This is a genomic window from Streptomyces sp. NPDC057136 (assembly GCF_042670885.1).
GTDB lineage: Bacteria > Actinomycetota > Actinomycetes > Streptomycetales > Streptomycetaceae > Streptomyces.
On record NZ_JBHUUV010000028.1, the window covers coordinates 38186 to 60620 of the forward strand.

General features: G+C 68.8%; 22 protein-coding genes. 18 read left to right on the forward strand and 4 right to left on the reverse strand.

Annotated features, from left to right (window positions below; all coding sequences use genetic code 11):
• Positions 1–268: 268 nt before the first annotated feature.
• Positions 269–712 carry an STAS domain-containing protein gene (locus ACFT7S_RS27765; protein ID WP_382736437.1) on the forward strand — a complete coding sequence of 148 codons (444 nt, stop codon included), beginning with the start codon at positions 269–271 and terminating at the stop codon, positions 710–712.
• A 61-nt stretch (positions 713–773) separates the two neighbouring features.
• On the opposite strand, the gene ACFT7S_RS27770 is transcribed toward ACFT7S_RS27765, so the two are convergent.
• Positions 774–1331: a hemerythrin domain-containing protein gene (locus ACFT7S_RS27770; protein WP_382736439.1), complete on the reverse strand. Its 558-nt coding sequence runs from the start codon at positions 1329–1331 to the stop codon at positions 774–776.
• Positions 1332–1441: 110 nt separating this feature from the next.
• Positions 1442–1849 (reverse strand): DUF2267 domain-containing protein, encoded by a 408-nt coding sequence (locus tag ACFT7S_RS27775; RefSeq protein WP_382736556.1) that lies wholly within the window; start codon positions 1847–1849, stop codon positions 1442–1444.
• 304 nt (positions 1850–2153) lie between these two features.
• Here ACFT7S_RS27775 and ACFT7S_RS27780 point away from each other — a divergent pair, with 304 nt between their 5' ends.
• Genes ACFT7S_RS27780 through ACFT7S_RS27825 form a run of 10 tightly spaced genes read left to right on the forward strand, consistent with a single transcriptional unit; the run spans position 2154 to position 7734 of the window.
• Positions 2154–2474, forward strand: a complete 321-nt coding sequence (locus ACFT7S_RS27780; protein WP_382736441.1) for a gas vesicle protein — start codon at positions 2154–2156, stop codon at positions 2472–2474.
• A gap of 33 nt (positions 2475–2507) precedes the next feature.
• The gene (gene gvpJ, locus ACFT7S_RS27785; RefSeq protein WP_382736443.1) at positions 2508–2978 is read left to right on the forward strand and encodes a gas vesicle protein GvpJ; all 471 of its coding nucleotides are present in this window, start codon (positions 2508–2510) and stop codon (positions 2976–2978) included.
• 3 nt (positions 2979–2981) lie between these two features.
• On the forward strand, positions 2982–3731 hold the full coding sequence (locus ACFT7S_RS27790; protein ID WP_382736445.1) for a GvpL/GvpF family gas vesicle protein: 750 nt from the start codon (positions 2982–2984) through the stop codon (positions 3729–3731).
• A 1-nt stretch (position 3732) separates the two neighbouring features.
• Positions 3733–3987 (forward strand): gas vesicle protein GvpG, encoded by a 255-nt coding sequence (locus tag ACFT7S_RS27795; RefSeq protein WP_382736447.1) that lies wholly within the window; start codon positions 3733–3735, stop codon positions 3985–3987.
• A 7-nt stretch (positions 3988–3994) separates the two neighbouring features.
• Complete coding sequence (locus tag ACFT7S_RS27800) at positions 3995–4942, forward strand: histone protein (protein WP_382736449.1); 948 nt, start codon at positions 3995–3997, stop codon at positions 4940–4942.
• Positions 4943–4948: 6 nt separating this feature from the next.
• The gene (locus ACFT7S_RS27805; protein WP_382736451.1) at positions 4949–6043 is read left to right on the forward strand and encodes an SRPBCC family protein; all 1095 of its coding nucleotides are present in this window, start codon (positions 4949–4951) and stop codon (positions 6041–6043) included.
• Positions 6036–6395: a gas vesicle protein gene (locus ACFT7S_RS27810; RefSeq protein ID WP_382736453.1), complete on the forward strand. Its 360-nt coding sequence runs from the start codon at positions 6036–6038 to the stop codon at positions 6393–6395. Before ACFT7S_RS27805 ends, ACFT7S_RS27810 begins: the two co-directional genes overlap by 8 nt.
• Complete coding sequence (locus ACFT7S_RS27815) at positions 6392–7228, forward strand: GvpL/GvpF family gas vesicle protein (RefSeq protein ID WP_382736455.1); 837 nt, start codon at positions 6392–6394, stop codon at positions 7226–7228. Before ACFT7S_RS27810 ends, ACFT7S_RS27815 begins: the two co-directional genes overlap by 4 nt.
• A 3-nt stretch (positions 7229–7231) precedes the next feature.
• Complete coding sequence (locus ACFT7S_RS27820; protein ID WP_382736457.1) at positions 7232–7459, forward strand: gas vesicle protein; 228 nt, start codon at positions 7232–7234, stop codon at positions 7457–7459.
• Positions 7456–7734: a gas vesicle protein K gene (locus ACFT7S_RS27825; RefSeq protein WP_382736459.1), complete on the forward strand. Its 279-nt coding sequence runs from the start codon at positions 7456–7458 to the stop codon at positions 7732–7734. Before ACFT7S_RS27820 ends, ACFT7S_RS27825 begins: the two co-directional genes overlap by 4 nt.
• A gap of 134 nt (positions 7735–7868) precedes the next feature.
• Here the strand turns inward: ACFT7S_RS27825 and ACFT7S_RS27830 are convergent, their stop codons facing one another.
• The gene (locus ACFT7S_RS27830) at positions 7869–8786 is read right to left on the reverse strand and encodes a S1 family peptidase (protein ID WP_382736461.1); all 918 of its coding nucleotides are present in this window, start codon (positions 8784–8786) and stop codon (positions 7869–7871) included.
• A gap of 727 nt (positions 8787–9513) precedes the next feature.
• Between ACFT7S_RS27830 and ACFT7S_RS27835 the strand changes: the two genes are divergently transcribed.
• From ACFT7S_RS27835 to ACFT7S_RS27855, 5 genes are all read left to right on the forward strand, one after another.
• Complete coding sequence (locus ACFT7S_RS27835; protein ID WP_382736463.1) at positions 9514–11553, forward strand: prolyl oligopeptidase family protein; 2040 nt, start codon at positions 9514–9516, stop codon at positions 11551–11553.
• 602 nt (positions 11554–12155) lie between these two features.
• A complete protein-coding gene (locus ACFT7S_RS27840) occupies positions 12156–12530 on the forward strand; it encodes a DUF6892 domain-containing protein (RefSeq protein ID WP_382736465.1) in 375 nt (124 codons plus the stop codon).
• Between the two features lie 75 nt (positions 12531–12605).
• Positions 12606–13157, forward strand: coding sequence for a YciI family protein (locus ACFT7S_RS27845; protein WP_382736558.1), 552 nt, complete (start codon positions 12606–12608; stop codon positions 13155–13157).
• Positions 13158–13451: 294 nt separating this feature from the next.
• A complete protein-coding gene (locus ACFT7S_RS27850; RefSeq protein ID WP_382736467.1) occupies positions 13452–14891 on the forward strand; it encodes a glycosyltransferase in 1440 nt (479 codons plus the stop codon).
• A 22-nt stretch (positions 14892–14913) separates the two neighbouring features.
• Positions 14914–16482 (forward strand): DUF6056 family protein, encoded by a 1569-nt coding sequence (locus tag ACFT7S_RS27855; protein ID WP_382736469.1) that lies wholly within the window; start codon positions 14914–14916, stop codon positions 16480–16482.
• 458 nt (positions 16483–16940) lie between these two features.
• Here the strand turns inward: ACFT7S_RS27855 and ACFT7S_RS27860 are convergent, their stop codons facing one another.
• Complete coding sequence (locus tag ACFT7S_RS27860; RefSeq protein ID WP_382736471.1) at positions 16941–17381, reverse strand: DUF6086 family protein; 441 nt, start codon at positions 17379–17381, stop codon at positions 16941–16943.
• Positions 17382–17571: 190 nt separating this feature from the next.
• Between ACFT7S_RS27860 and ACFT7S_RS27865 the strand changes: the two genes are divergently transcribed.
• Positions 17572–19425: an HSP90 family protein gene (locus ACFT7S_RS27865; RefSeq protein ID WP_382736473.1), complete on the forward strand. Its 1854-nt coding sequence runs from the start codon at positions 17572–17574 to the stop codon at positions 19423–19425.
• Positions 19422–22409: a tetratricopeptide repeat protein gene (locus tag ACFT7S_RS27870; protein WP_382736475.1), complete on the forward strand. Its 2988-nt coding sequence runs from the start codon at positions 19422–19424 to the stop codon at positions 22407–22409. The genes ACFT7S_RS27865 and ACFT7S_RS27870 overlap by 4 nt, the downstream gene beginning before the upstream one ends.
• The last annotated feature ends 26 nt before the right edge of the window (positions 22410–22435 follow it).

A 22435-nucleotide genomic window follows, 5' to 3' on the forward strand; every position in this document is an offset into this window, starting at 1 on the left:
CGCCTCCGCCACCGCGTACGTCGGCAGCGTGCTGTACGGGGTACCCACGCAGCCGGACACAAACGCGTCCGCCCGGCAGCCTCGCAAGGTTCACGGCTCGGATCGGAGCTGCGGGAACAGCCCCGGCTCGGCTGATGGCGGGGAACAGCCCCGGCCGTAGTCCATCCGTCGGCGCGCCTCGCCGCCCTGTCAACTCGGTTACGGCATCCTCTGTGGCTGATCTGGGCCGATGGCGAACCACGCACCTCGGCAGATGGAGGGCATGGGCGTGACGGTCTCTTTCGGAACAGCATTTCAGCACACCGGCAGTTCGGTTCTGGTCAGCGTCGCAGGAGACCTGGATGCCGCTGCCGGGCCGCTTCTCGCCCGCGTCCTCGACAGTGTGCCGTCAGGGACCGCAGTGGTGATCTTTGACATGCACGGGGTTTCGTTCATGGACTCGGCCGGCCTGCTGCTCTTCCTCGATCTGCACCGGCGGGCGGAGTGCCGCAGTCTCAGGGTCCTCGTCGCGGGCTGGCAGGCCCAGCCGCAGCAGTTGATGGAAGCTGTCGCCGACCTGCCGGGCGGGCACGCGTATCCCCGTGAACGCGCCGCGCTCATGGGGTTCCGCCGCATGGTCGAGGAGCGGGCCGAACGGCAGAGGCACCTTGCCTTGCTTGCCACGGCGGAACCCGATGGCCTCGTACGGCCCGTTCGGCAGGGCAACCCGTAACCCCGTACTCGTCACCGTAAAGCTGCCCTGCCCTGCTCTGCCCTGTCCTGCGCGGTCCGGTTCAGTGCGGGCGTCCGCTCAGCGTGTCGCGGAGCCGGTCGACGAATCCGACGCCGGGTGCGACGACCTTGATGGCCGGCGGCGAGGTGGGCAGCCAGGGATGCGGACGGGTCGGCGCCGTCTCCATGGTCCGGCGCACGTGCTGCCCCAGCAGCCGCAGCTCCTGCGCCGAGCAGGTGCGGGCCAGCTCAGGGAAGAGCCGTATCTCCTCGTCGCGGATGTGCGCGAAGATCTCGGCCTTCAGGCTGGTGAGCCGCTCGGTGAAGCGCGGATCGTCGGACTCCAGGTCTTCCAGTTCCCTGAGGATCTCCTCGATTCGGGTGTGGGCGGCAATCTCCTGGTCGGCTAGCTCGGGACCGTTCCCGAAGCGTTCGCGTACCACCGGATAGAGGTGCGTCTCCTCCGCGACAGCTGTCCGTACCAGCAGTGCTGTCAGCTCGTCCGCCAGCGCGCGGCACCGCAGGTCCTGCACGGGCAGGGCTTCGAGGCAGGCGATCAGGCTCTCGGTTTCACGGTGGTCGGCCTGAATTTCCTCGATCACGGTGCTGCCGTGAATCATGGCACTCTCCTTCGCGTCCTTCCCGCCGCTGCGGGCGGGTGGCACGGCTCTGCCGCGATTGCTCGGCCGGCAGACGGTGGGGAGGGAAAGGGGCGTTCACGGGCACCGCCTCAGTGCTCGGCGGGCGGTTCAAGTGGACCGGGGCGCCCGAAGAGCAGGTCGTATCCAGGGGGCAGTTGAAGCAGCAGGCGCTGGGTGAGGTCCTCGCCTGCGGCATCGGCCGCGACACTCAGTACGGCCCCGACATCCCACACGGCGGTCTGTTCGGTCGCTCCCTCGATCCACGCCGCTGTGGCCCGGACGAACCTCTCGGGAGAGAGCGGTTCGGCTGCCTGCAGAGGGTTGAGCAGGATGAGGGCGAACGTGTCGGGCAGCCTTGCTGCCAGTTCGGAACGTTCTTCGCCCACCAGGTGTGCGCCGAGCAGTGCGAGTACGGTGCGCGCCGCCCGTTCCGCTTCGTGCGGCGAGGGGTAGCTGCCGCGTTCCCGGACGGCGTCCAGAAACGCCGACCAGCTGATGTGAGTCACTTGTGGCCTCCCTGGGTGCGGGGGAGGAGACGGAGGACCGGACATGGGGGGAGAACGTGCCCCGTCCTCCGCCGCTGCGCGGCTGGTGCCGGCCCGGCTCGTAGTCGGCCCGGATGTTCTCGGTATCCAGGATATCGGCCAGGACGAGCTGCCGGGAGGAGACGTCCGGTCGCCGCTCGGAGAGCCACCGGGCCGCCGTGCACGTGACCGCCGGAACCTGCTGCCACGTGCACCGATCCCCGCCGATGGACCCGCTCAAGATGCGAACTCCGCTCCGTTCATCAGACTGGGGTTCATGGCAGAGCAACGTCGCAAGCGCGCGCAGACTTCGACAGCGCCCCCCTCTCGACGCGCCTCATCCGTGAAGGGGCCCGTGCATGCCGCTCAGGCCGCCTGTCAGAGCCTCGAAGGGCTGCTCAGCCATCCAACAGAGGGTGTGTCCGCCGTGCGGCGGAGCGACGACGGCTGGTGCGTCGTCGTGGATGTGCTGGAAGTGCCGCGCATCCCGGACACCACAAGCCTTCTCGCCTCCTACGAAGTGCAACTCGACGAGGACGGCGAGCTCATGGAGTACCGCAGGGTCCGCCGTTATCGACGGGGCGCCGCCGACGAGTGATCCGTGTGTGCCCGACAGCTGGAAGGACGTCCCATGCCCACGACGACTTATTCGGACGAAGTGGCACCGTGCCCACCGCGCGCGGGCACGTTGTACGACGTACTCGAACTCATTCTTGACCGGGGAATGGTGATCGACGTCTTCGTCCGGGTGTCCCTGGTCGGCATCGAGATCCTCAAGATCGACGCCCGCATCGTCGTCGCGAGTGTGGACACCTACCTTCGGTTCGCCGAGGCGTGCAATCGGCTCGACCTGGAGCGCGACTCGGGCAGCACGACCATTCCCGAGCTCCTGGGCGGCAGCGCGGCCAAGTCCATCGGCAAGCGCAAGGTGCGCAGGGCCGCGGAATCGGTCGGCGACTCCGTGCGCAAGGCGGTGGGCGCCAAGGACGACTCCGACGAACACGAGGACGACGAGGAAGAGCGCGAGGAGCGGCCCAAGAAGCGCCGTGCGCCCACGCGCAGCAGCAGTGGAGCGAGCCGCCGCCGACGTGTGGAGGCGTGACCGGTGACAGCGAACGGTGTGTACGTCTACGCGATCATCCACGCCGACAGGGCACTCCCGGACGACGTCGGCGGCGTCGGCGGCCCGCCCGTGGCCGTGCGGACGGTCGGACACGGGGCCCTCGCCGCCGTGGTCAGTGAGGCTCCCGCCCAGTTGCGTGCACGGCGACGCGATCTCCTGGCGCACCAGGACCTGCTGCTGCGCCTCACGGACGAGGGCCCGGTGCTGCCGATGCGCTTCGGCATGGTCGCACCGGACGAGGAGACCGTGAAGGCGCAACTGAACCGGGCCGAAGCCGCGCACCTGGCGACCCTTCAGCAGTTGGCGGGCCGGGTCGAGGTCAACCTCAAGGCGCTTCCGGCGCAGGACGCGCTCGCGGCACTGGTGGCGGAGGACAAGAACGTCCGGCGGCTCCGCGAGGAAGTCCGCCGCCGCCCCACGTACGACGCCAGCGTGCGACTGGGCGAAGCCGTGGCGACGGCACTGTCCCGCCGTGCGGCCGAAGCAGGGAAGAAAGCACTCCGCACACTCACCCCCCTGGCCCGGTCGGTATCCGCCGGGCCCGAGGTGCAGGGATGCACGCTCAATGTGTCCTTCCTCGTCGACCGGAGCGACAGCGACTCCTTCCGTGCCACGGCGCTCGCGCTCGCCGACCAGTACCGCGAACACGCCGAACTGCGCCTGGCTGGCCCGCTGCCCTGCTACAGCTTCGTCGGCTCCGAGTCCGTACCGGCCACCGCGGCGGGAGTGTGACATGGGGCTGATCACCGGGCTCCTCACCCTCCCGCTGGCTCCGGTCCGCGGTGTGATCTGGGTGGCGGAGAAGGTCCACGACACGGCCGAGCGCGAGTTGCACGATCCCGGGGTGATCCGTGCCCAGCTCGCCGCGCTCAACCAGGAACTCGAAGACGGAATCATCGACCTGGAGGAATTCGAACGGGAAGAGGAACGGCTGCTCGACCGGCTGCACGCAGTACCGGTCGGCCCGGCGCCGGACGAACGAAGGTGACCCAGCCATGGATGACACAACCAAAGTGACACTCGCAGCCGCAGTGGTGGGCGGCTATGTGCTCGGCCGTACGAAGAAGGCTCGTGTGGCGATCACTGTCGCGACCTACCTGGCGGGCAGGCGATTCGGTCTCGAACCACGACAGCTTGCCGCCGAAGGGATGCGCAGGCTCGGCGAGATGCCCCAGTTTGCGGCCCTGCAGGATCAGTTGAAGGGGGAGGTCCTCGATGCCGGCCGTGAGGCGGTGACGGCTGCCGCCAGCCGGAGCATGAACTCGCTCGCCGATGTGATCAGTGAACGTACCGCCCGGCTCGTCGAGTTGCCGCAGGCAGGCGAGGAGGAGGACGAGGAAGAGGCGGAGGACGAAGAGGAGTACGAAGACGAGGAGGAGCCGGAGGCCGAGGAAGAGCTGGAAGAGGAAGAACCTGATGAGGAAGCAGAGGACGTAGAGGAGCCCGAGGAGGAAGAGGAAGAGGAAGAGGAGGAGGAGGAAGAGGAAGAGGAGCCCGAGGAGGAAGAGGAGGAAGAGGAGCCGGCGAAGCCGCAGCGGAGGCGACCGCGCAGGGCCGAGAGCAGGACTCCTTCCCGTAAGCCTTCCGGTTCTCGCGCGAAGAAGGCCGCTCCGGCGAAGAAGACGCCTGCGAAGAAGTCGGCTCCTGCCAAGAAGACGGCCCCTGCGAAGAAGTCGGCGGCCAAGAAGTCGGCCCCTGCCAAGAAGACGACTGCGGCAAAGAAGACGGCTCCCGCCAAGAAGTCGGCGCCTGCGAAGAAGACCGCAGCCAAGAAGTCCGCCCCGGCCAAGAAGTCCAGCCCGGCGAAGAAGACCGCGAAGAAGACGGCTCCCGCCAAGAAGTCGGCCTCCAGGAACACCGGTTCAGCCAAGAAGACGGCTGCGAAGAAGACGACGTCATCGAAGCGGACAGCAGCATCCAAGCGCGCGGACCGGAGGAGGTAGGCAGTCATGGCCAGGACGGAATCAGATGAACGCGAGGAAGAGGGATCGGGCGTCCTCGACCGACTCCGCGACGAGCTGTCGAGCTACCTCAGCGCGCAGGCGGAGCGGCTGGCGGGCAAGGCGGGCGACAAGCTCACGGATGTGACCGACCAGCTTGGCGACGTCGCCAAGAACGGCGGGTCGCTGCCCGCTGTCGGCGCGCGCGTTCTGCAGGGCGAGTCCCCGGTGAAGGCATTCGTCGGGCAGAAGGCCAAGGACGTCAAGGACAACGTCGTGGGCAAGGCCAAGGAAGCTTTCGGCGGCGGAAAGGGGAAGCGCAAGTCGAGCGGCGGAAAGGTCATGAACATCATCGAGGTTCTCGATGTGGGAGTGTCGCTGCGTTTCGCCTACGACCACTGGACGCAGTACGAGGAGTTCAGCAGCTTCGCCAAGGGCGTCCGCGACGTCTCGACGAGCGACGAAGTGACCAGTGACTGGAAGGTCAAGGTCGGCCCTTCGTCACGCAGCTTCAAGGCGACGGTCCAGGAACAGGTGCCCGACGACCGCATCGTATGGACCTCCGAAGGGGCCAAGGGGACGACGCGGGGCGCTGTGAGCTTCCACGAACTGGCACCGAACCTGACGCGCATCGTCCTCGTCGTCGAGTACTACCCGTCGGGCTTCTTCGAGAAGACGGGCAACCTGTGGCGCGCCCAGGGGCGCCGTATGCGCCTGGACTTCAAGAACTTCCAGCGGTACGTCACGCTCGCCGAGGAAGAGGCCGACGGCTGGCGGGGCGAGATCCGGGACGGCGAGGTCGTGAAGTCCCACGACGAGGCCGTTGAAGAGGAAGAGGCGGAGGACGAGGGTAACGAAGGAGAGGACGAGGAGGAGGGCGTAGACGAGGACGACTGGGATCAGGAGGAGCCCGAGGACGAGGGCGAAGAAGAAGAGGAACCAGAGGAAGAAGAAGAGGAACCAGAGGAAGAAGAGGAACCAGAGGAAGAAGAGGAACCAGAGGAAGAAGAGGAAGAAGCGGAAGACGAGGACGAGGACGAGGACGAGGACGAGGAGCCCCGCTCCAAGAAGAGGCAGAAGAAGAGGGGACATAGGCGTGACTGACGTCGACTTCCGGCAGGAGGCGCGCCCGGTCCCCGGCCCGCAGACCACGAACCTTGCCGACATCCTCGAACGCGTCCTCGACAAGGGCATCGTCATCGCCGGTGACATCAAGATCGATCTGCTCGACATCGAGCTGCTTACCATCCGTCTCCGTCTCTTCGTGGCCTCCGTGGACACGGCGAAGAAGGCCGGCATCGACTGGTGGGAGACAGACCCTGCCCTGAGTTCGCGTGCGGCCCGCGACGAACTGAAGGACGAGAACCGCGAGTTGCGCCGACGTCTTGAGGAACTGGAGTCCACGTCCGATGGGGACAGGACGCCCGCAACGACCAAGGAGAACCGAGGCACATGACCAAGCGCGGCCCCGAAGCTTCGGAAGCCACCGCTCTCTACGTGTTCGCCGCGTGCCGCGCTCTCGATCCGGCAGCGGTGGCCGACCTGCCGGGCATCACGCACGAGCAACCCGTACGCACACTGCCGTTCGGCTCGCTCACAGCGGTCGTGCAGTCCGTACGAGCCGCTGACTTCACCGACGAAGCCTGGGAGGCGCGCCTGGCCGACGAGCGTGAACTCGAACGCTATGCGCGCGCCCACCACGCGGTGGTGACCGCGGTCGCCGCGCAGTGCCCCACGGTCCCTCTGCCGCTGGCCACGCTCTACCACGGCGAGGACAGGGCACGGGAGGCGCTGGCCCAGGAGTCGGCCCGATTCGAGACCGCCCTGCGGCGCATCGCGCACCACTCCGAGTGGGGAGTGAAGGTGTACGCCCCCGATGCTCCCGCCTCCGGTTCCCCCGCGCCGGACTCTTCCGTTCCGGCACCCGGCTCCTCCGCACCCAGCCCCTCAGAGCGCACCCGCCCGGCCCCGGGAGCAGGACTGGCCTACCTGAACCGCAAGCGGGGGCTCCAGGAGATGCGCGAACGGCGACAGGAGGAGGCGACCCGGACCGCCGAGGAGGTCGACGCCGAACTCCAGTCACTCGCCACGGCGTTCCGACGCCTGCGACCCCACGGCCCCCAGCTTCCGGGGGAACACCGTGTGCAGGTACTCAACGCCACTTACTTGGTGGCTGAGGACCGGGCCGACGAACTGGCGCGCTTGGCAGAGGTGTTGCGGAACCGGACGGGTGCCGAGATCGAACTGTCGGGCCCGTGGGTGCCGTACTCCTTCGTCGGAGAGGTGTAGCCCGTGACCGGTCATGTGGTGCCCTGGAACAATCCCGAGCCCCTGAGCGGTCCGATCGGAGTGCCGCTCGTCGACCTCCTGGACCGCGTGCTCGCCACGGGCGTGGTCATCAGCGGAGACCTGGTCATCGCGATCGCGGACGTACCTCTCGTACGGGTGTCGCTGCACGCGCTCCTGTCGTCCGTCAACGAGCGGGTTCCCGCACCCTGGTCGGACGGAGGTCCCCTGTGACGAGCTCGCGAGTGGACCTCGACCGGGAACAGATGGGGCGCGACCTCGTCGCACTCGTGCTGACCGTGGTCGAACTCCTGCGGCAGCTGATGGAATGCCAGGCGATTCGCCGTATCGAGCAGGGCGACCTCAGCGAGGAGAAGGCCGACGAGATCGGGACGACGCTCATGCTCCTCGACGAACGCATGAAGGAGCTCTGCGAGCAGCACGGTGTGCGACCGGAAGATCTCAATCTCGACCTCGGGCCGCTCGGCTCACTTCTGCCGCGCGGCTGAGCCGACCCGGGCGGCGGAACGGGCGGAGCGCGACCGAGGGCCGGCGATCAGGAGAGCATCGCCGGCCCAGGGGTCCGTGAAGTACTGCCGCGCGCCTGATCCGTGAGTCCGACGGATTGTTGGTTCCGCCCGCCCTAGAAGATGCTCACGCCGTACGCGCTGAGCGCCTCGGTCACCGGCTGGAAGAACGTGGTGCCACCGCTGGAGCAGTTGCCGCTGCCGCCCGACGTGAGACCGAGAGCGGTGCTGCCCGAGAACATCGAGCCGCCGCTGTCGCCCGGCTCGGCGCAGACGTTGGTCTGGATCATGCCGTAGACGATGTCGCCGTTGCCGTAGTTGACGGTCGCGTTGAGACCGGTGACCGTTCCGCTGCGCAGGCCGGTGGTGCTGCCGCTGCGCTGGACCGACTGGCCCACGTAGGCGTTGCCGGCGCCGGTGATGTCGCGGTAGCTGCCGTTGTAGAGGTAGACACGGCCGTCCGCCGCCGAGGTGTTGGAGTGGCGGATGATGCCGTAGTCATTGGTCGGGAAGCTGGAACCCGTACGGGTGCCGAGCAGTGTGGTGCTGGCCGAGTTGGTGTACCAGGTGCTGCCGATGTTGGTGCAGTGGCCCGCGGTCAGGGCGTAGTACGTGGTGCCGCTGCGGACGTTGAAGCCGAGCGAACAGCGCCCGCCGCCGACGTAGATGGCCTGGCCGCCGGCGATGAGCTTGTTGAACGTGCCGTCCGTGCGCTTGATCTCCAGCGACGTTGCGCGGTCGCCGGCCGCTTTCTTGATCTTGGCTATCTCGGCGGCGGAGACAGTGGAGTCGGCGGTGAGGACGATTCTTCCGGTCGCCTGGTCGGTGTACCAGGCGGTGCCGGCCACGTCGGCTCCGCGTACGGCGTCGCTGGCGACGGCGAGCTGGGTCGTGGTGGCCCGGCTGTCAGCGGCTGTGGCCGCGGACGAGGTGGGTGCGGCAAGCGCTGCGGCAGCCACGAGTGCGGTGGCCACGGCAATCAGCCGTGCGCCGTTCGCGACGCTGCCGAGGGGGGACAGACGCTTGAGGTTCACTGCATCCTCCGGTGGGAGTGGGGGGCTCGCTGGGTGGGCGGGCCGTCGGTGCGGGAACGGCACGTCCAGGAGGAGGTAGTCCGCCATGGACCTGCCAAACTCGACGAGACGAATCCTGGGTGCAGGTGGTGTTGCGCTGCAAGGACGCCTTTCGGCCGTCTACGCGCGTTCATGTGGGCCGGAGTCCCTCGGGTGAGGCGGCCGCCCGGCCGGACGGCCGCCCCGGTCGGGGTGGGGGAGTGGACTGCAAACGCTTGCGGAAGTTTGCTGATGGTCTTTCAGCTCGCCGTGGCGAGCCCGTCGGGGGAACCCTGGCGGCACGAGGGCGGAGCGGAACGACTCATACCGTTTCTCCAGTTCAGTCATCGCGCCGCATCGGCACCCCACCTCGACGACGGTCGCACCCCACGGCCGGGCACGCGGCTCCCCGTTGCCGGTCCGAAGAAGTAGCTGGCGCACAGATACGCATGCGAACGGTCGTCGCGTCGGGGTCGGCAACGGCCACCTTCGTCACCGACGCGCCGACGCCCTATGGCCATGACCGCGGTCAGCGGCATCCCTTTAACGCCTCAATCGTTCCCCTTCGCCCGGGTCGGCCGACTGTCCTGATCCCGTCACCGCCAGACGCGCGGCGACGACCGAATCCGGCGCCCGTCCGCTTCCGTACGTCATGGGACGGACGAATGTGGTCGCGTCGCGCCTCCCGGACCTGCACAATTCGCTTGTGATGGATGACGACCCGTACCTGTGGCTGGAAGACGTCGAGGGAGAGGCCGCACTCGACTGGGTGGCCGAGCGCAATGCCGAGACGGAGGCCGCGCTGACCGCCGACGCGGGGTTCGCCTCCCTGAAGGGCCGCCTGCGGGAGGTGCTGGACGCGTCGGACCGCATCCCGTACCCCGTCCGCCGCGGAGCGTTCCTCTACAACTTCTGGCGGGACGCCGAGCACGTACGTGGAGTGTGGCGGCGTACGACCCCGGAGCAGTACCGCAAGGACGTTCCCGAGTGGGAGATCCTTCTCGACGTCGACGCGCTCCGCGCCGAGGAGGGCGAGAAGTGGGTGTGGGCCGGTGCGCGGGTGCGCCACCCCGCCTACGACCGCGCGCTGGTGTGTCTGTCGCGCGACGGTGGCGATGCCTTCGTGGTCCGCGAGTTCGACCTCGCCGCCCGGGCATTCGTCGAGGACGGGTTCCAGGTGGGGGAGGCCAAAACGCGGATCGGCTGGATCGACGCCGACAGCGTCTTCGTCGGTACGGACTTCGGCCCGGGCTCCCTGACCGACTCCGGCTATCCGCGCATAGTCCGCAGGTGGCGGCGCGGCACGCCGCTGGAGGAAGCCGCCCTGGTCTTCGAGGCCGAGACGGGAGACGTGTCCGCCTGGGCCTGGCACGACAGTACCCCCGGTTTCGAGCGGGACTTCGTCGCTCGCTCGCTGGACTTCTTCCGCAGTGAGACATACCTCCTGGCCCCCGACGCCACGCTCGTGAAGATCGACGTTCCTGACGACGCCCGTGCGTACGCCCATCGCCAGCATCTGATCGTCACCCTGAAGTCCGACTGGCTCGGACACCGTGCCGGCTCCCTGCTGGCATTCGGCTTCGACGCCTTCCTGGCGGGCGACCGCACCGCGGAGGTGCTGTTCACTCCCGACGAGCGGACGGCCCTGGCCGGGCACTCATGGACCCGTCACCATCTGATCCTGGAGACGATGCAGGACGTCAGCGCCCGCATCGAGGTCCTCACCCCCGCTTCCGGCGCTTCCGGCCGTGGGTGGGCGCGGAAGCCGCTCGCGGATGTTCCTGCCCTGTCGGCCGTCACGGTGGTGGACACGGACCCGGACGTCTCCGACGAGTTCTTCCTGGATGTCTCCGGCTTCTTGCAGCCCTCCACCCTCTACCGCGGGGATATCGGCGCCGACACGGAGATCCTCAAGCAGGTTCCGGCCCGCTTCGACGCGGCGGGCCTGACGGTGGAACAGGCCTTCGCTACCTCCCGGGACGGCACCCGGGTCCCGTACTTCGTGATCGGCCCAAACCGCACCACCACCGGTCCGGGCCCCACCCTGCTCTACGGTTACGGCGGCTTCGAGGTCTCCCTCACCCCCCACTACGGCGGGGTGACCGGCCGGGCGTGGCTGGAGCGCGGCGGCACCTACGTGATTGCGAACATCCGGGGCGGCGGAGAATACGGACCGGACTGGCACCAGGCCGCACTCGGCGCGGAACGGCCGCGCGCCTTCGAGGACTTCGCGGCCGTGGCGGAGGATCTTGTCGCGCGCGGCATCACGACGCCGGCCATGCTGGGCGCCGAGGGCGGAAGCAACGGCGGCCTCCTCATGGGCGCGATGCTCACCCGCTACCCGCACCTCTTCGGCGCGATCGTCACCCAGGTCCCGCTGCTGGACATGCTGCGCTTCCATAAACTTTTGGCCGGCGCCTCCTGGATCGCCGAGTACGGAGACCCGGACGACGAGGCGGACCGCTCCCACCTCCGCGCGATCTCCCCGTACCACCAACTGACCGCGGACCAGGTCTACCCACCGGTCCTCCTGATGACCTCCACCCGTGACGACCGCGTCCACCCCGGCCACGCCCGTAAGACGGCCGCACGACTGCGCGAACTCGGCCACCAGGTCCTGCTGTACGAGAACACGGGCGGCGGCCACGCGGGCGCCACCGACAACGAACAGTCCGCGCACAACAACGCCCTGGTGCACACCTTCCTGTGGCAGCAGCTCACCCAGCCACCGCACCCCGCTGCCGACTGACGGATCGTGCCCCCGACCAGCGCAGGGGCCTGCTCTACCTGGGCCTGCCGTGGACAGCCGACCCCATGACGGCCGCGGAATTACGCGCCGTGCGCATGCAGCCGGAGCGGGTGTCGTCGGCTCGCTGTTCCTGTCGCGCTCCAAAGGCACCCGGCTCACCCCCGAGCACCTGATGACCTTCTCGGCCTTCGGCCAACGAGAGCGCCGTATCTGCTGGGCTGACATCGTCTTCCGGTCGGGTAGCGGCTGCGTATCGCCGCGGGCTCGCAGGCATCGATCAACTCGGCGCGGACAGCAGGAGGTCCTGGGCCATCAGCGACATCGACGAGTTCGCCGTAACGCTCGCCGAGCAGTTCCTGGTGCCGCTCGACGACCTCGGTCCGGACGGAGTCGGCCGACTCCGGGCAAAGGCGAACGCGCAGGACGATGTCCGGCGGACCCGGGCCCAGAACAACGGCTGACCGCCGGGCCGTCGAGGGGCCTGACACCGCCGTCGTGGGGACAAGGCCGTGTGGGACGGCTGTCAGTGCCGTCCTCTACCTTGGTCCGTCATGGCTGACTTCACTGACTTCAACTTCAAGCTGCTCGTCATCTAGAGGCTCATGTATTCGGACGAAACGCTGACTCCGAAGTTCAACCTCGCGGAGCGCCTGGGAGTCGATGACGCCTTCAGCTACGCGGTCGACAACAATCTCGACGATGTGGTGCTGGAGGAAGCGTGCACCTACTTCGAAGCGCTGCAGATCAGTGACGAACTTCTCGCCACCGTCGACCGGTTGGACGCGGACGGCGGCAACATCGTCTACAACGAGTGCTGCCCGATGTGGGATGGCGAGGACGATCTGTTCGACGTTCATTCCCTCGATGACCTCGCGCTCCTGCCGAACCTCAAGCGCCTCGTCAGCGCGAAGGAGGGCGTCGTGGCGGTCCCGGACAGGCTCAGCATCCTTGAGGCACGCGGCATCGCTGCCGATTGACGACCTCATGCCGGGTTGGCTCGGGGCGTCGAAGGGGCGGCGGTCAACGCCGGATCGGTGATGAAGACTGTGGACATGGAATTCTTCTGCTATCACCGCGATCGGCCCGGCTCCCTGACGCTGCGTAACGAGCTGCTGGAGGAGCACTGGTCCTACATGGACCGGTACGCGTCGGAGATGATCGCCCGCGGCCCGAGCCTTGCCGGCGACGGTGAGGCTCCCACCGGCAGCGTGCACATCGTCGACCTGCCGGACCCCGCCGCCGCCCGGGCCTTCGCCTTCGGCGAGCCCGGCTACCAGGCAGGCGTGTACCGCGACGTGCTGCTGCGCCGGTGGCGCAATACGTTGGGGCGCACCATGTGGGATTTCCCCGGCGGCGAGAGCGGTGGCAACCGGTACCTGGTGCTCGGCCTCGGCACGGGAGAGGCCGCCGATCTCGCCGTGCCGCCGAATCGGGACGAGCTGATCGCGTACGGGCCACTGCTGTCCGACGACGGCACCACATGGCTGGGTACGGCGGCGCTGGTGCGGGCCCCGGACCCGGCCGCGGCGCGAGCCGTCCTCACCCCCGACCGGTACGCCGACATCGAGGTGCACAACTGGCAGTTCGGTGGGCGGCCGTCATGACGTGAGGCGTCGCCAGTCCTCCCGCCCCATCGAGTGAGCCGTTGTCAGCTCCTTGGTGGCGGGAGTGACGCGCTTGCTGTCGGTGCGCGATTGCCTACGGCATCTCGACGTACGCGTGCGCTGTCCGAATGAAAAGAAGGAGTGTTTCGCGCGTTAGGAGCCCGTATAGCCTTGCGGAATGGCGGAAGGCCGCAGAGTGGACGGCGTCGGAAAGCTGAGGCCCAGGTCCGATCGCCGGTCCGGGTCACCGGTTACCACAGAGACAGGCGGTCAGCCAATTCCGGGGAGCGTGACATGACTGCCCTTCAGCTATCGGTCGTGGTGCCGTGTTTCAACGAGGCCGAAGCGATCGAGGTCTTTCACGCCGCGCTGATCGCCGCCCTCGAGCCCTTGGGGGACGAGCTGGAAATCTGTTACGTGGACGACGGCAGTACCGACGGAACACGACTTCTGCTGGGCGGCCTCGCGGCACTCGACAAGCGCGTCCGGTACACCGCCTTCAGCCGAAATTTCGGCAAGGAGGCCGCCATGCTCGCCGGACTCCGGATGTCCCGAGGCGCAGCCGTGGTGCTGATGGACGCAGACCTCCAGCACCCGCCCGAGCTCATTCCCCGCATGCTGGAACTGCACCGGCACGGCTACGACCAGGTGATTCCGCGCCGCGACCGTACGGGCGACGGGGTGCTGCGTAACGCGCTGAGCCACACCTACTACGCACTGGTCCGCCGCTGCATGGACGTGGAAGTCGTCGACGGCTCCGGGGATTTCCGGCTGCTGTCACGACGGGCTGTGGACAGTGTGCTCTCGCTGCCCGAGAGCAATCGCTTCTCGAAGGGGATCTTCTCCTGGATCGGCTTCGATACGGTCAGCTTCCGTTACCGGAACAGAGAGCGCGCGGCCGGACAGTCGAAATGGGGAAGCCGAAGACTGCTCAATTACGGCATCGACGGCTTGCTGTCCTTCAACAACCGGCCCCTGCGCCTCGCCATCTACACCGGATTCTGGGTCTTCGTCTCGGCGCTCGCCTATGCCCTGTGGACGATCGTGAACGTCGCACTGAACGGTGCGGACACCCCCGGTTACGCCACCCTTCTCACCGCCGTCGTGGCGCTCAGCGGAATTCAGCTGGTCACGCTCGGCGTCATCGGTGAATACGTGGGCCGTACCTACCACGAGGCGAAACACCGCCCACCGTATGTCGTACGGGAGACGAGCGAATCGTGCCCCGTACTGACCGGCACACCCCAACCGGTCGTCCCGGGCGAGCTGGGCGAACTCGCCGTCGGCCGGTCGCGCACCATGCGACAGTTCGCCTCGTTCGTATTGATCGGCTTCGCGAATACGGCGGTGTATCTGGGCGTCTACTACGTACTGAACCAGTTGATTCCGTACCTGGTCGCCCATGCGGTGGGCTTCACGGTCAGCGTCATCGGCTCGTTCCTGCTCAACTCCTACATCACGGTGGGGACCAGGCCGACCTGGCGTGGGTTCGCGCGCTATCCCCTGTCGAGCGTCATCAACCTGGTGGCATCCGGCGCCCTGCTCCACTTCGCGGTCAGTGGGCTGGACATGGACAAGAACCTCGCGGCCCTGGTCGCGGGTGTGCTCGTCACGCCGGTCTCCTTCCTGCTGGCCCGATGGGCGATCACCTCGGGCCGACGCACGGGCGAACCGCCCGACCGGCCGGACACCACGGCTTCCGAGCCGTCGATGGTCAAGTCCGACAGTCTCTGAACGGCGAAAGGCACCTCCGCACATGGTTGGCAGCATCCCTGGAACCGCCGTTCCGGAACCACCGGACGAGAAGGGCAGGCCCGGGGAGCAAGGCCAGTACGAGGAGAAGGATCGGTCAGCCGCTGAGGGCATGCCGTCGGACGAACAACTCCGGCCGTCGAGAGCGCGACCGTGGACCGGTCTCTGGGTACAGGCCCTCGCCCTCCTGCCCCTCGGTCTGCTCGCCGCCGCGTCATGGTTCGGACGCTGGGTCCGCCCCAGTGCCGACGACTGGTGCTTCCTGCCGGTCGTACGGGACGAGGGCATCGCCGGCATCGTCGGCAAGTTCTACCTCGACGACAACGGACGGATCGCGAACGGGCTGCTGGTCGGTGCCTACGCGAAGTTCGGGGTCGCCGGGCACCAGTGGTTCGCCCTGGTCAGCGGCGTACTGATGCTGGGCGTCCTGTGGGCGGTTACGGTGGCGGCACTGCGCAGAGCGGGAGTCAGGGTCCCCCGCGGCACGGCGCTCCTGATCGCCTCCATGGTCACTGCGCTCTTCCTGTTCGTGACGACGAACACGTACAAGACGTTCTACTGGCCCGCCGCCTCCGTATCGCACACCCTGCCCCCCGTGCTCGCCTGCGCCGCGGTGATTCCGCTGCTGCGGGCCCGCTCACGCCGGGGGAGGTTGTTCGCCCTGACGGTCGCCCTCCTCACGGGTCTGCTCATCGGGACCCTGTCGGAAGAGACCACCGTCGTCGTCGTGGTCGTGCTCGTCGTCGTCATGCTGATCGGCCGCCGGGTCTTCCCGGTCCGCACCCGGTCCTATGGCTGGGCATGGTGCGCGGCGGGCATCGCCGGGACCGGGATCGGCGCCCTCGTCCTGCTCGCCTCACCGGGCTCACAGGCCCGTCGCGAACGGTTCGGTGCGCAGAACTCCGCCCTGCTCGCCCCCGACGCGCTGATCGGGTCGCTGCGCGGATTCGGCGAGATCATCGTCACGGTTGCCACGATCTGGCAGTACGTCGGAGCGGTCGCCGTGGGGCTTCTGCTGGGCCTGGTCGCCAACCGGGCCGACGGACGCCCGACCCGACCGCCCACGCACTGGCCCCTGCTCGCCGCCACCGGCACACTCGCCCTGCTCATCTCCGGATACCTCTGTACCGTCATCACCTACCCGGCCTTCGGCGAGCGCGTCGCGACCGCCAACCGGCTCTGGAACGACTACCTGTTGCTGTACATCGTGCTGCTCGTCGGCGCGGGCCTGCTCCTCGGACAGGCCGTTCGGCCACTCTGCCGCAACACCGGTCCGGTCAAGGCCGTCTGCGCCGCACTCTGCGTCCTGGTATGCATCGGGCCGGCCATTTCGCTCGTCCGCCTCGACACCAACATGCAGGCACGTGCGCAGCGTTGGGACCACCAGGACCGGTGGCTGCGGGAGCGGGCGGCGGCGGGCGCCGAGGTGCTCCCGTACAAGGCAGTCACCGTGAGCGGGATGCTGGAGCCGTTCAGCCGACAGGGGCGTAGCCCTTGGCCGGCCGGGTGCGTCGCCGACTACTACCACCTCGACCGGGTCACGTACTCGACCAAGCTCCCCAGCGCGGGGTGATCCAGTAGCGGGCCATCACCGGCACCCACCATGCGGTCCACCGATACGCCGACGACCTCGCCACCCGGCCAGGGCCTGACCACCCACTTCACGTCCGGTGCACGCGTCAGCGTCGGCGAACTCGCCACCTGGCAGGCCGCAGCCCGCGCCGACGCCGTGATCGTGCGCCATACGGACGGGTTCGCACAGCACCTACCGACGGCGCGCGGAGGAGACCACCCACGCCTTCGCCGTCCGAATCGGAACCCCTGCGACCGACGTAGCACCGGACCTGGACATCGCGCAGGCTTCGCTCGCCTACCTGCTGCGCGGCGACGTCACCCTGCCCGAACGGTGCGAGGTCTTCGCCCTGCACCCGGCCGGCCTCGCCACGGCCGACGTACGCCTCGTCGAGGCATCGGACGTTGTGGGTTCGCTCGCGTAGCCACGAGCGACCGGCGCCGCACCGGTCCGCCTGCTCAGCGGGCCATGGATCGTCTCAACTCCTGTGCCCTGGCACGCAGTCCCGACTTCCAGGCTTTGCCTTCCGCCGGCGAGGACATCCCCGCACGGACCGAGACCTGAACGTCCTTGAGCGGACCGTCCGGTGTTGCGGCATGCGATGACAGGTCCACCGCCAGCCCGGCGCGCTCCGCAAGAGCCAGCACGGTGGCGACGAAGCCTTCGGAAAGGGCCAGCACAATCGTGTGGCTCGTTCGCCGGTGCTGCGCCAGCAGAGCATGGGTGAAGATCTCGAAGACGACCGGGTCGATCTGACAGTCGTCGTTCTCCATCGGTCCGAAGCCCGACGAAAGTCCCAGCTCCGCCTCGAAGACCGCCACTTGGCGCAGAAACAGTCCGGACGCACCATTCGACGGATTCCACAGGGCCTCGTTGCCCAGGTTGAAGTACTGACTCATCGCGACTCATTTTCCTTGATCACGGTTCTGTGGTGGGAGGTCGGCGTACGGATACCCACCACGACCCGGGCGGCCATATCTCAGGGGCGGCTGTCAGCGGTCCCCCTTACGCTGTGTCTCAACTTCGCGATCTATGAGGGGGGTACCTCGAGGTCGTCTGTTTACCCATGCGTACACGAGGTGATGCACCATGACTTCTGCCCTCCCGGACCAAGAGACGGCGCTGGACGTCAACAGTTTCCAGGTCGATCTGCGGGGGCTGGTCGACCTGCTGTCCCACCATCTCTACTCCAGCCCCCGGGTATACGTCCGCGAGCTGTTGCAGAACGCCGTGGACGCCGTCACCGCCCGCCAAGCCCTCGACCCCGCCGCGCGCGCCACCATCCGGCTCCGCGCAGCCGACGGCACGGTGTCCATCGAGGACAGCGGCATCGGTCTGACGTCCGACGAGGTCCATACCCTGCTCGCCACCATCGGCCGCAGCTCCAAGCGCGGTGGTGAGCACGGACTGGAGTCCGCCCGGCGGGAGTTCCTCGGCCAGTTCGGTATCGGCCTGCTCGCCTGCTTCGTGGTGGCGCGACGGATCAGAGTGGTCACCCGTTCCGCGCGCACCCCCGGTGCCGCCCCGGTGGAATGGCTCGCGTCCGACGACGGCTCGTATACGGTCCGGGCGCTGCCCGACGAGGCACGTCCCGAGCCCGGCACCACCGTGTACCTGGAGGCGCGCCCCGGTGCGGGGGAGTGGATGGAGCCCACCCGCGTCGAGGCGCTGGCCCGCGACTTCGGCTCGCTGCTTCCGTACGACATCACGTTCGCCGGCGACGACGGCACCGAGCGCCCGGTCACCGACCGCCCCGCAGTCTGGGACCGTACCTACCCCACCCCGGCCTCCCGCCGCGTGGCGCTCGCCGGGCACTGCTCGCGCGTCTTCGGATTCACCCCGCTCGACACGATCGACCTCGACCTGCCGGTCGCCGGAGTACGTGGAGTGGCGTACGTACTCCCGGAGCCGACCAGCCCTGCGCACAAGGCCGGGCACCGCACCTACCTCAAGGGCATGCTGCTCACCGATCACGCGAGCAACCTGCTGCCCGACTGGGCCTTCTTCGTACGGGCCGTCGTGGACACGGACTCGCTGCGGCCGACCGCCTCGCGCGAGAACCTGTACGACGACGAGACGCTCGCCGCCGTACGTGACGCGCTCGGCGCCCGCGTCCGGCAGTGGCTGACCGAGCTCGCCGCAGGCGACCCGCAGCGACTCGCGGACTTCCTGCGCGTCCACCACCTGGGTGTGAAGTCACTGGCGCGCCACGACGCGGAGCTCTTCGAGCTCATGCTGCCGTGGCTGCCCTTCGAGACCAGCGACGGGAACCTCGGTCTTGAGGAGTTCGCCGCGGCGCACGACGAGATCCACTTCACCCGGACCGTGGAGGAGTTCCGGCAGATCGCCCCGATCGCCGCCGCCCACGGCCTGGGTGTGGTCAACGCCGGCTACACCTACGATGCCGAGCTGCTCGCCCTGCTGCCTGGCATCAGGCCAGGTCTGAAGGTCAGCGAACTCGACGCCGGAGCCGTCACCGACCGGCTCGACCCGGTCTCCACCACCGCTGAGCTGGCCCTCGCGTCGTTCCTCGCCACCGCCCGCACACGGCTGGACCCGCACGGCTGCGATGTGGCGCTGCGCGCGTTCCAGCCGGTGAGCGTGCCCGCGCTGTTCCTGGACGACCGTCAAGCACGGCACGAGCGGGACCGCGTCACCGCCCAGGAGAACGCAGACTCGCTGTGGAACGACATCCTCGGCTCCCTGCGCGGCTCGGCACCCCGGGCACGGCTGGTCCTGAACCACAACAACCCGCTCATCCGCCGGATCGCCGGTCTGCCCGACGATGAACTCACCGGCACCGCCGTCGAGTCGTTGTACGGCCAGGCCCTGCTGATGTCGCAGCGGCCCCTGCGCCCCGCCGACTCCACCCTGCTCAACCGGGCCTTCCTCGGGCTTCTGGAATGGGCGACCCATTCGAACCCCCAGGAGAACCAGAAGTGACCACCATGACCCCCGACGAGATCCGTCGCGAGCTGGGCGAGAACGCTCGCGCTCCCCACGGGACGGCGCGCAACGCGCATGCCGAGGCACTCGGCGCGGCCGCCGAGGCCACCGGAGACCGAGTGCTGTTCCGCCGTGCGCTCGTCGTCATGATCGAGGCCTACGAATACAGCGCCGAGCGCACCAAGATGGTGGTCCCCTTCGCCCGGCTGCTCCAGGAGTACGACCGCGACCCGGGCGCCTTCGCCTCCCACGAAGTACACCGGCTGTTCTGGCGCTTCAAGTGGGTGGCCGGCCGGATCGTCGAGTCCCCGGAGATCCCGCTCACGGCGGTCGACGGCTGGCTGACCGACATGGAACGCCGCTACCGACTGGCCGGCTACAGCGAACGGGCCGTGCGGCAGGCCGAGTTCTACTTGGCCGACGCGACCGGCGACCACGCCCGGATGGAGCGTGCCATCACCGGCTGGGCGGCGGCCGAGCGGGACGCGATGAGCGACTGCCATGCCTGCGAGATCAACACCCAGGGCTGGTACTGGGCACGCAAGGGCAACGACGCGAGGGCGATCGAGGTCTGGCAGCCGGTCCTCACCGACGGCCTGGGCTGCATGGAGGAGCCCCACCGGGTGCTCGCCCACGCCCTGCTCCCGCTGGTCCGCCTCGGCCGCACCGACGAGGCCCGTACGTACCACCTTCGCGGCCACCGCATGGTCCGCGGCAAGGAGAGCCTGCTCCGCTCCGTCGGCGAGCACATCGAGTTCTGCGCCCTGACCGGGAACGAGTCACGCGGTCTCGAGATCCTCGCCGAACACGCCGGCCACCTCGGCCCGCTCGCGGACGTCGAATCGCAGATGGAGTTCGCCGGGGGAGTCCTCGTCCTCCTGCGCCGACTCACCGACCTGGGACACGGGGACGGCCCCACCGTCGCATACCAGGGCAGGAACCGCAGCGTGAAGGAGCTGTACGAGCTGCTGTTCGCCGCGGCCACGGACATCGCCGCCCGCTTCGACGCGCGCAACGGAACGGCGCTCGTCTCCCAGCGACTGGTCGACCGGATCGGACAGCAACCCCTGGTGGGGGTGCTTCCCCTGGGCGTACGCAGCGCGCAGCTGCCGTCCGCGCCCCTCCCAGCCCAGGCCACTGGAGGGCCCACGGCTACGGAACGGGGCACCGCAGAGGGCGGCCGTACGGAGCCGGACTTCGCCGAACTCGTCGACCGTGCCCGTGCAGCCCGGCAGCAGGGGCACCCGTCCGCCGACGGACTATGGGCGGAGGTGGCCCGGCTCGCCGAGACAGGCGGGGTAGGCACGGGCGACGCCGACCTCTCCGACCCCGCCGTGGCCGGGGATCTGCTCGTGCACCGGGCCGCGACCGCGGCGAGCACCGGCGACCCGGCGGCGCGTTCCCTGTACGCCGAGGCGGCCGTGTCCTACCGGGCCGCCGGGCAGCACAGCCGGGCGTCCCATGCGCAGCTGGCGATCGCGGGATGCGCCACCCAGTTCGACGCCGAACCCGCAGAGATACGGGACCTGCTCGCCGCTGCCATGCGGTCGGCGCAGGTACTGGACGAGACCGACCCGGAACGCCTCCGCCGGATCCTCGGCGCCGAACTCACCACCCTCCGCATTGAGTCGCACCTGCGCGAGCGAGCGACGGACGAGCCGGAATCGCCCGTGGACCACCGTCTGGTGGGCGAGCTGGAAGGCTTCGTCGCCGCGTACGGCAACGAGCCGGCGGCCCTGACGGCCGGTCCGCGGAGTGTGGCCGACCTGGTCGCGAACAGCGAACTGCTCCTGGCAAAGCTGGCTCTGACGATCGACGACCTCGACCGCTCGGTTCCGCTGCTCAGCTCGGCCGCACGGCGCCTCCTGGCGGCGGAGCAGCCCTGGGACGCGGTGGAACCGCTGTCCATCCAGGCGAGCGTGCTGGCCGCGCGCGGTGAGCTGGAGGCCGCGGAGTCCATCGCGCGTACCGCGCTCGGCCACGCCGCCGAGTTGACGGAGGGCGCGGACCAGGCCGGCGTACGGCTGACTCTCGCGGACATCCTGCTCCGCCGGGGCGAACGGGCCGAGGAAGCGGTGCTGCACGCACTCGAAGCGACCCACTGGCTCGACCAGGCAGGGCTCGCGGCAACGTCGGGGGCCGGGGCCAGACTGCTCCTGGCGCGGGCGTACGCGGCGGCCGAGCGCCCCGCCGAGGCGGCGGAGGTGCTCCAGTCGGCTCTGCCCGACCTGCTGGAGCACGGCGAGGGGGAAGGCGTACAGGCCAGGGAACTGCTCGGCGGGCTGCTCCGGGAGCTGCACGACCCGCGCGCCGCGGCGGAGCAGTATCTGCTGGCCGCGGAGACCGCCAAGGGATGGGACGAGCCCCGGTTCGAGGCCGGTCTCGCCCACTCGGCCGCGGAGGCACTCGCCGCCGCGCGCCTGCACGGCGAGGCCGAGGTCGCCTACGGGCGGACCCTGGAGCTGTGGCGGGGAGCGGGCGGCAGTCCGGTGGCGGAGGTGCGGGTGCTGCGGTCGCTGGCGTGGCTGGCTGCGGAGGAGGTGGAGGACGAGGAGTCCGGCGCCGGGATCGTACGCGCGCGTGGGCTGATGGAGCAGGCGCTGGCCGTCGTCGACGGGTCCGAAGAACCCGGGATGCGGTACGAGCTGGCGCAGACCCGGCAGCAGCTCGCCCGGCTGCTCCAGGGCACGCTTCCGGAGGGCGAGGACGATTCCTCGCCTGAGGCGTCGCGCGCCACCCGGGAGCAGATGGTGGGCCTCTTCGACCAGGCAGCCGCGCTTTACACGGAGTTCGCAGACGACGCACTCGACGAGCGATTCCAGTGCGTGGCCTACGCGGCGTGGACGGAAGAGGAGCTGGGCCGTGCCGACAGCGCAATCGCCCGAGTGACTGCTCTCATCACTGAACTCGCCGCGTTGGAAGGGGACCGGGCAACCGACCTGAAGAACCGCGCGGAGAGACTGCTCGACCAGCTGGGATAGGGCCGGGCCCGGGCCGCCCGACGGCT

Coding starts and splice junctions, on each gene's coding strand:
- ACFT7S_RS27770 (WP_382736439.1), bottom strand. CDS start 1,331: ATGATTCACGGCAGCACCGTGATCGAGGAAATTCAGGCCGACCACCGT.
- ACFT7S_RS27780 (WP_382736441.1), top strand. CDS start 2,154: ATGGCAGAGCAACGTCGCAAGCGCGCGCAGACTTCGACAGCGCCCCCC.
- gvpJ (WP_382736443.1), top strand. CDS start 2,508: ATGCCCACGACGACTTATTCGGACGAAGTGGCACCGTGCCCACCGCGC.
- ACFT7S_RS27795 (WP_382736447.1), top strand. CDS start 3,733: ATGGGGCTGATCACCGGGCTCCTCACCCTCCCGCTGGCTCCGGTCCGC.
- ACFT7S_RS27800 (WP_382736449.1), top strand. CDS start 3,995: ATGGATGACACAACCAAAGTGACACTCGCAGCCGCAGTGGTGGGCGGC.
- ACFT7S_RS27805 (WP_382736451.1), top strand. CDS start 4,949: ATGGCCAGGACGGAATCAGATGAACGCGAGGAAGAGGGATCGGGCGTC.
- ACFT7S_RS27815 (WP_382736455.1), top strand. CDS start 6,392: ATGACCAAGCGCGGCCCCGAAGCTTCGGAAGCCACCGCTCTCTACGTG.
- ACFT7S_RS27835 (WP_382736463.1), top strand. CDS start 9,514: ATGGATGACGACCCGTACCTGTGGCTGGAAGACGTCGAGGGAGAGGCC.
- ACFT7S_RS27840 (WP_382736465.1), top strand. CDS start 12,156: ATGTATTCGGACGAAACGCTGACTCCGAAGTTCAACCTCGCGGAGCGC.
- ACFT7S_RS27845 (WP_382736558.1), top strand. CDS start 12,606: ATGGAATTCTTCTGCTATCACCGCGATCGGCCCGGCTCCCTGACGCTG.
- ACFT7S_RS27850 (WP_382736467.1), top strand. CDS start 13,452: ATGACTGCCCTTCAGCTATCGGTCGTGGTGCCGTGTTTCAACGAGGCC.
- ACFT7S_RS27855 (WP_382736469.1), top strand. CDS start 14,914: ATGGTTGGCAGCATCCCTGGAACCGCCGTTCCGGAACCACCGGACGAG.
- ACFT7S_RS27860 (WP_382736471.1), bottom strand. CDS start 17,381: ATGAGTCAGTACTTCAACCTGGGCAACGAGGCCCTGTGGAATCCGTCG.
- ACFT7S_RS27865 (WP_382736473.1), top strand. CDS start 17,572: ATGACTTCTGCCCTCCCGGACCAAGAGACGGCGCTGGACGTCAACAGT.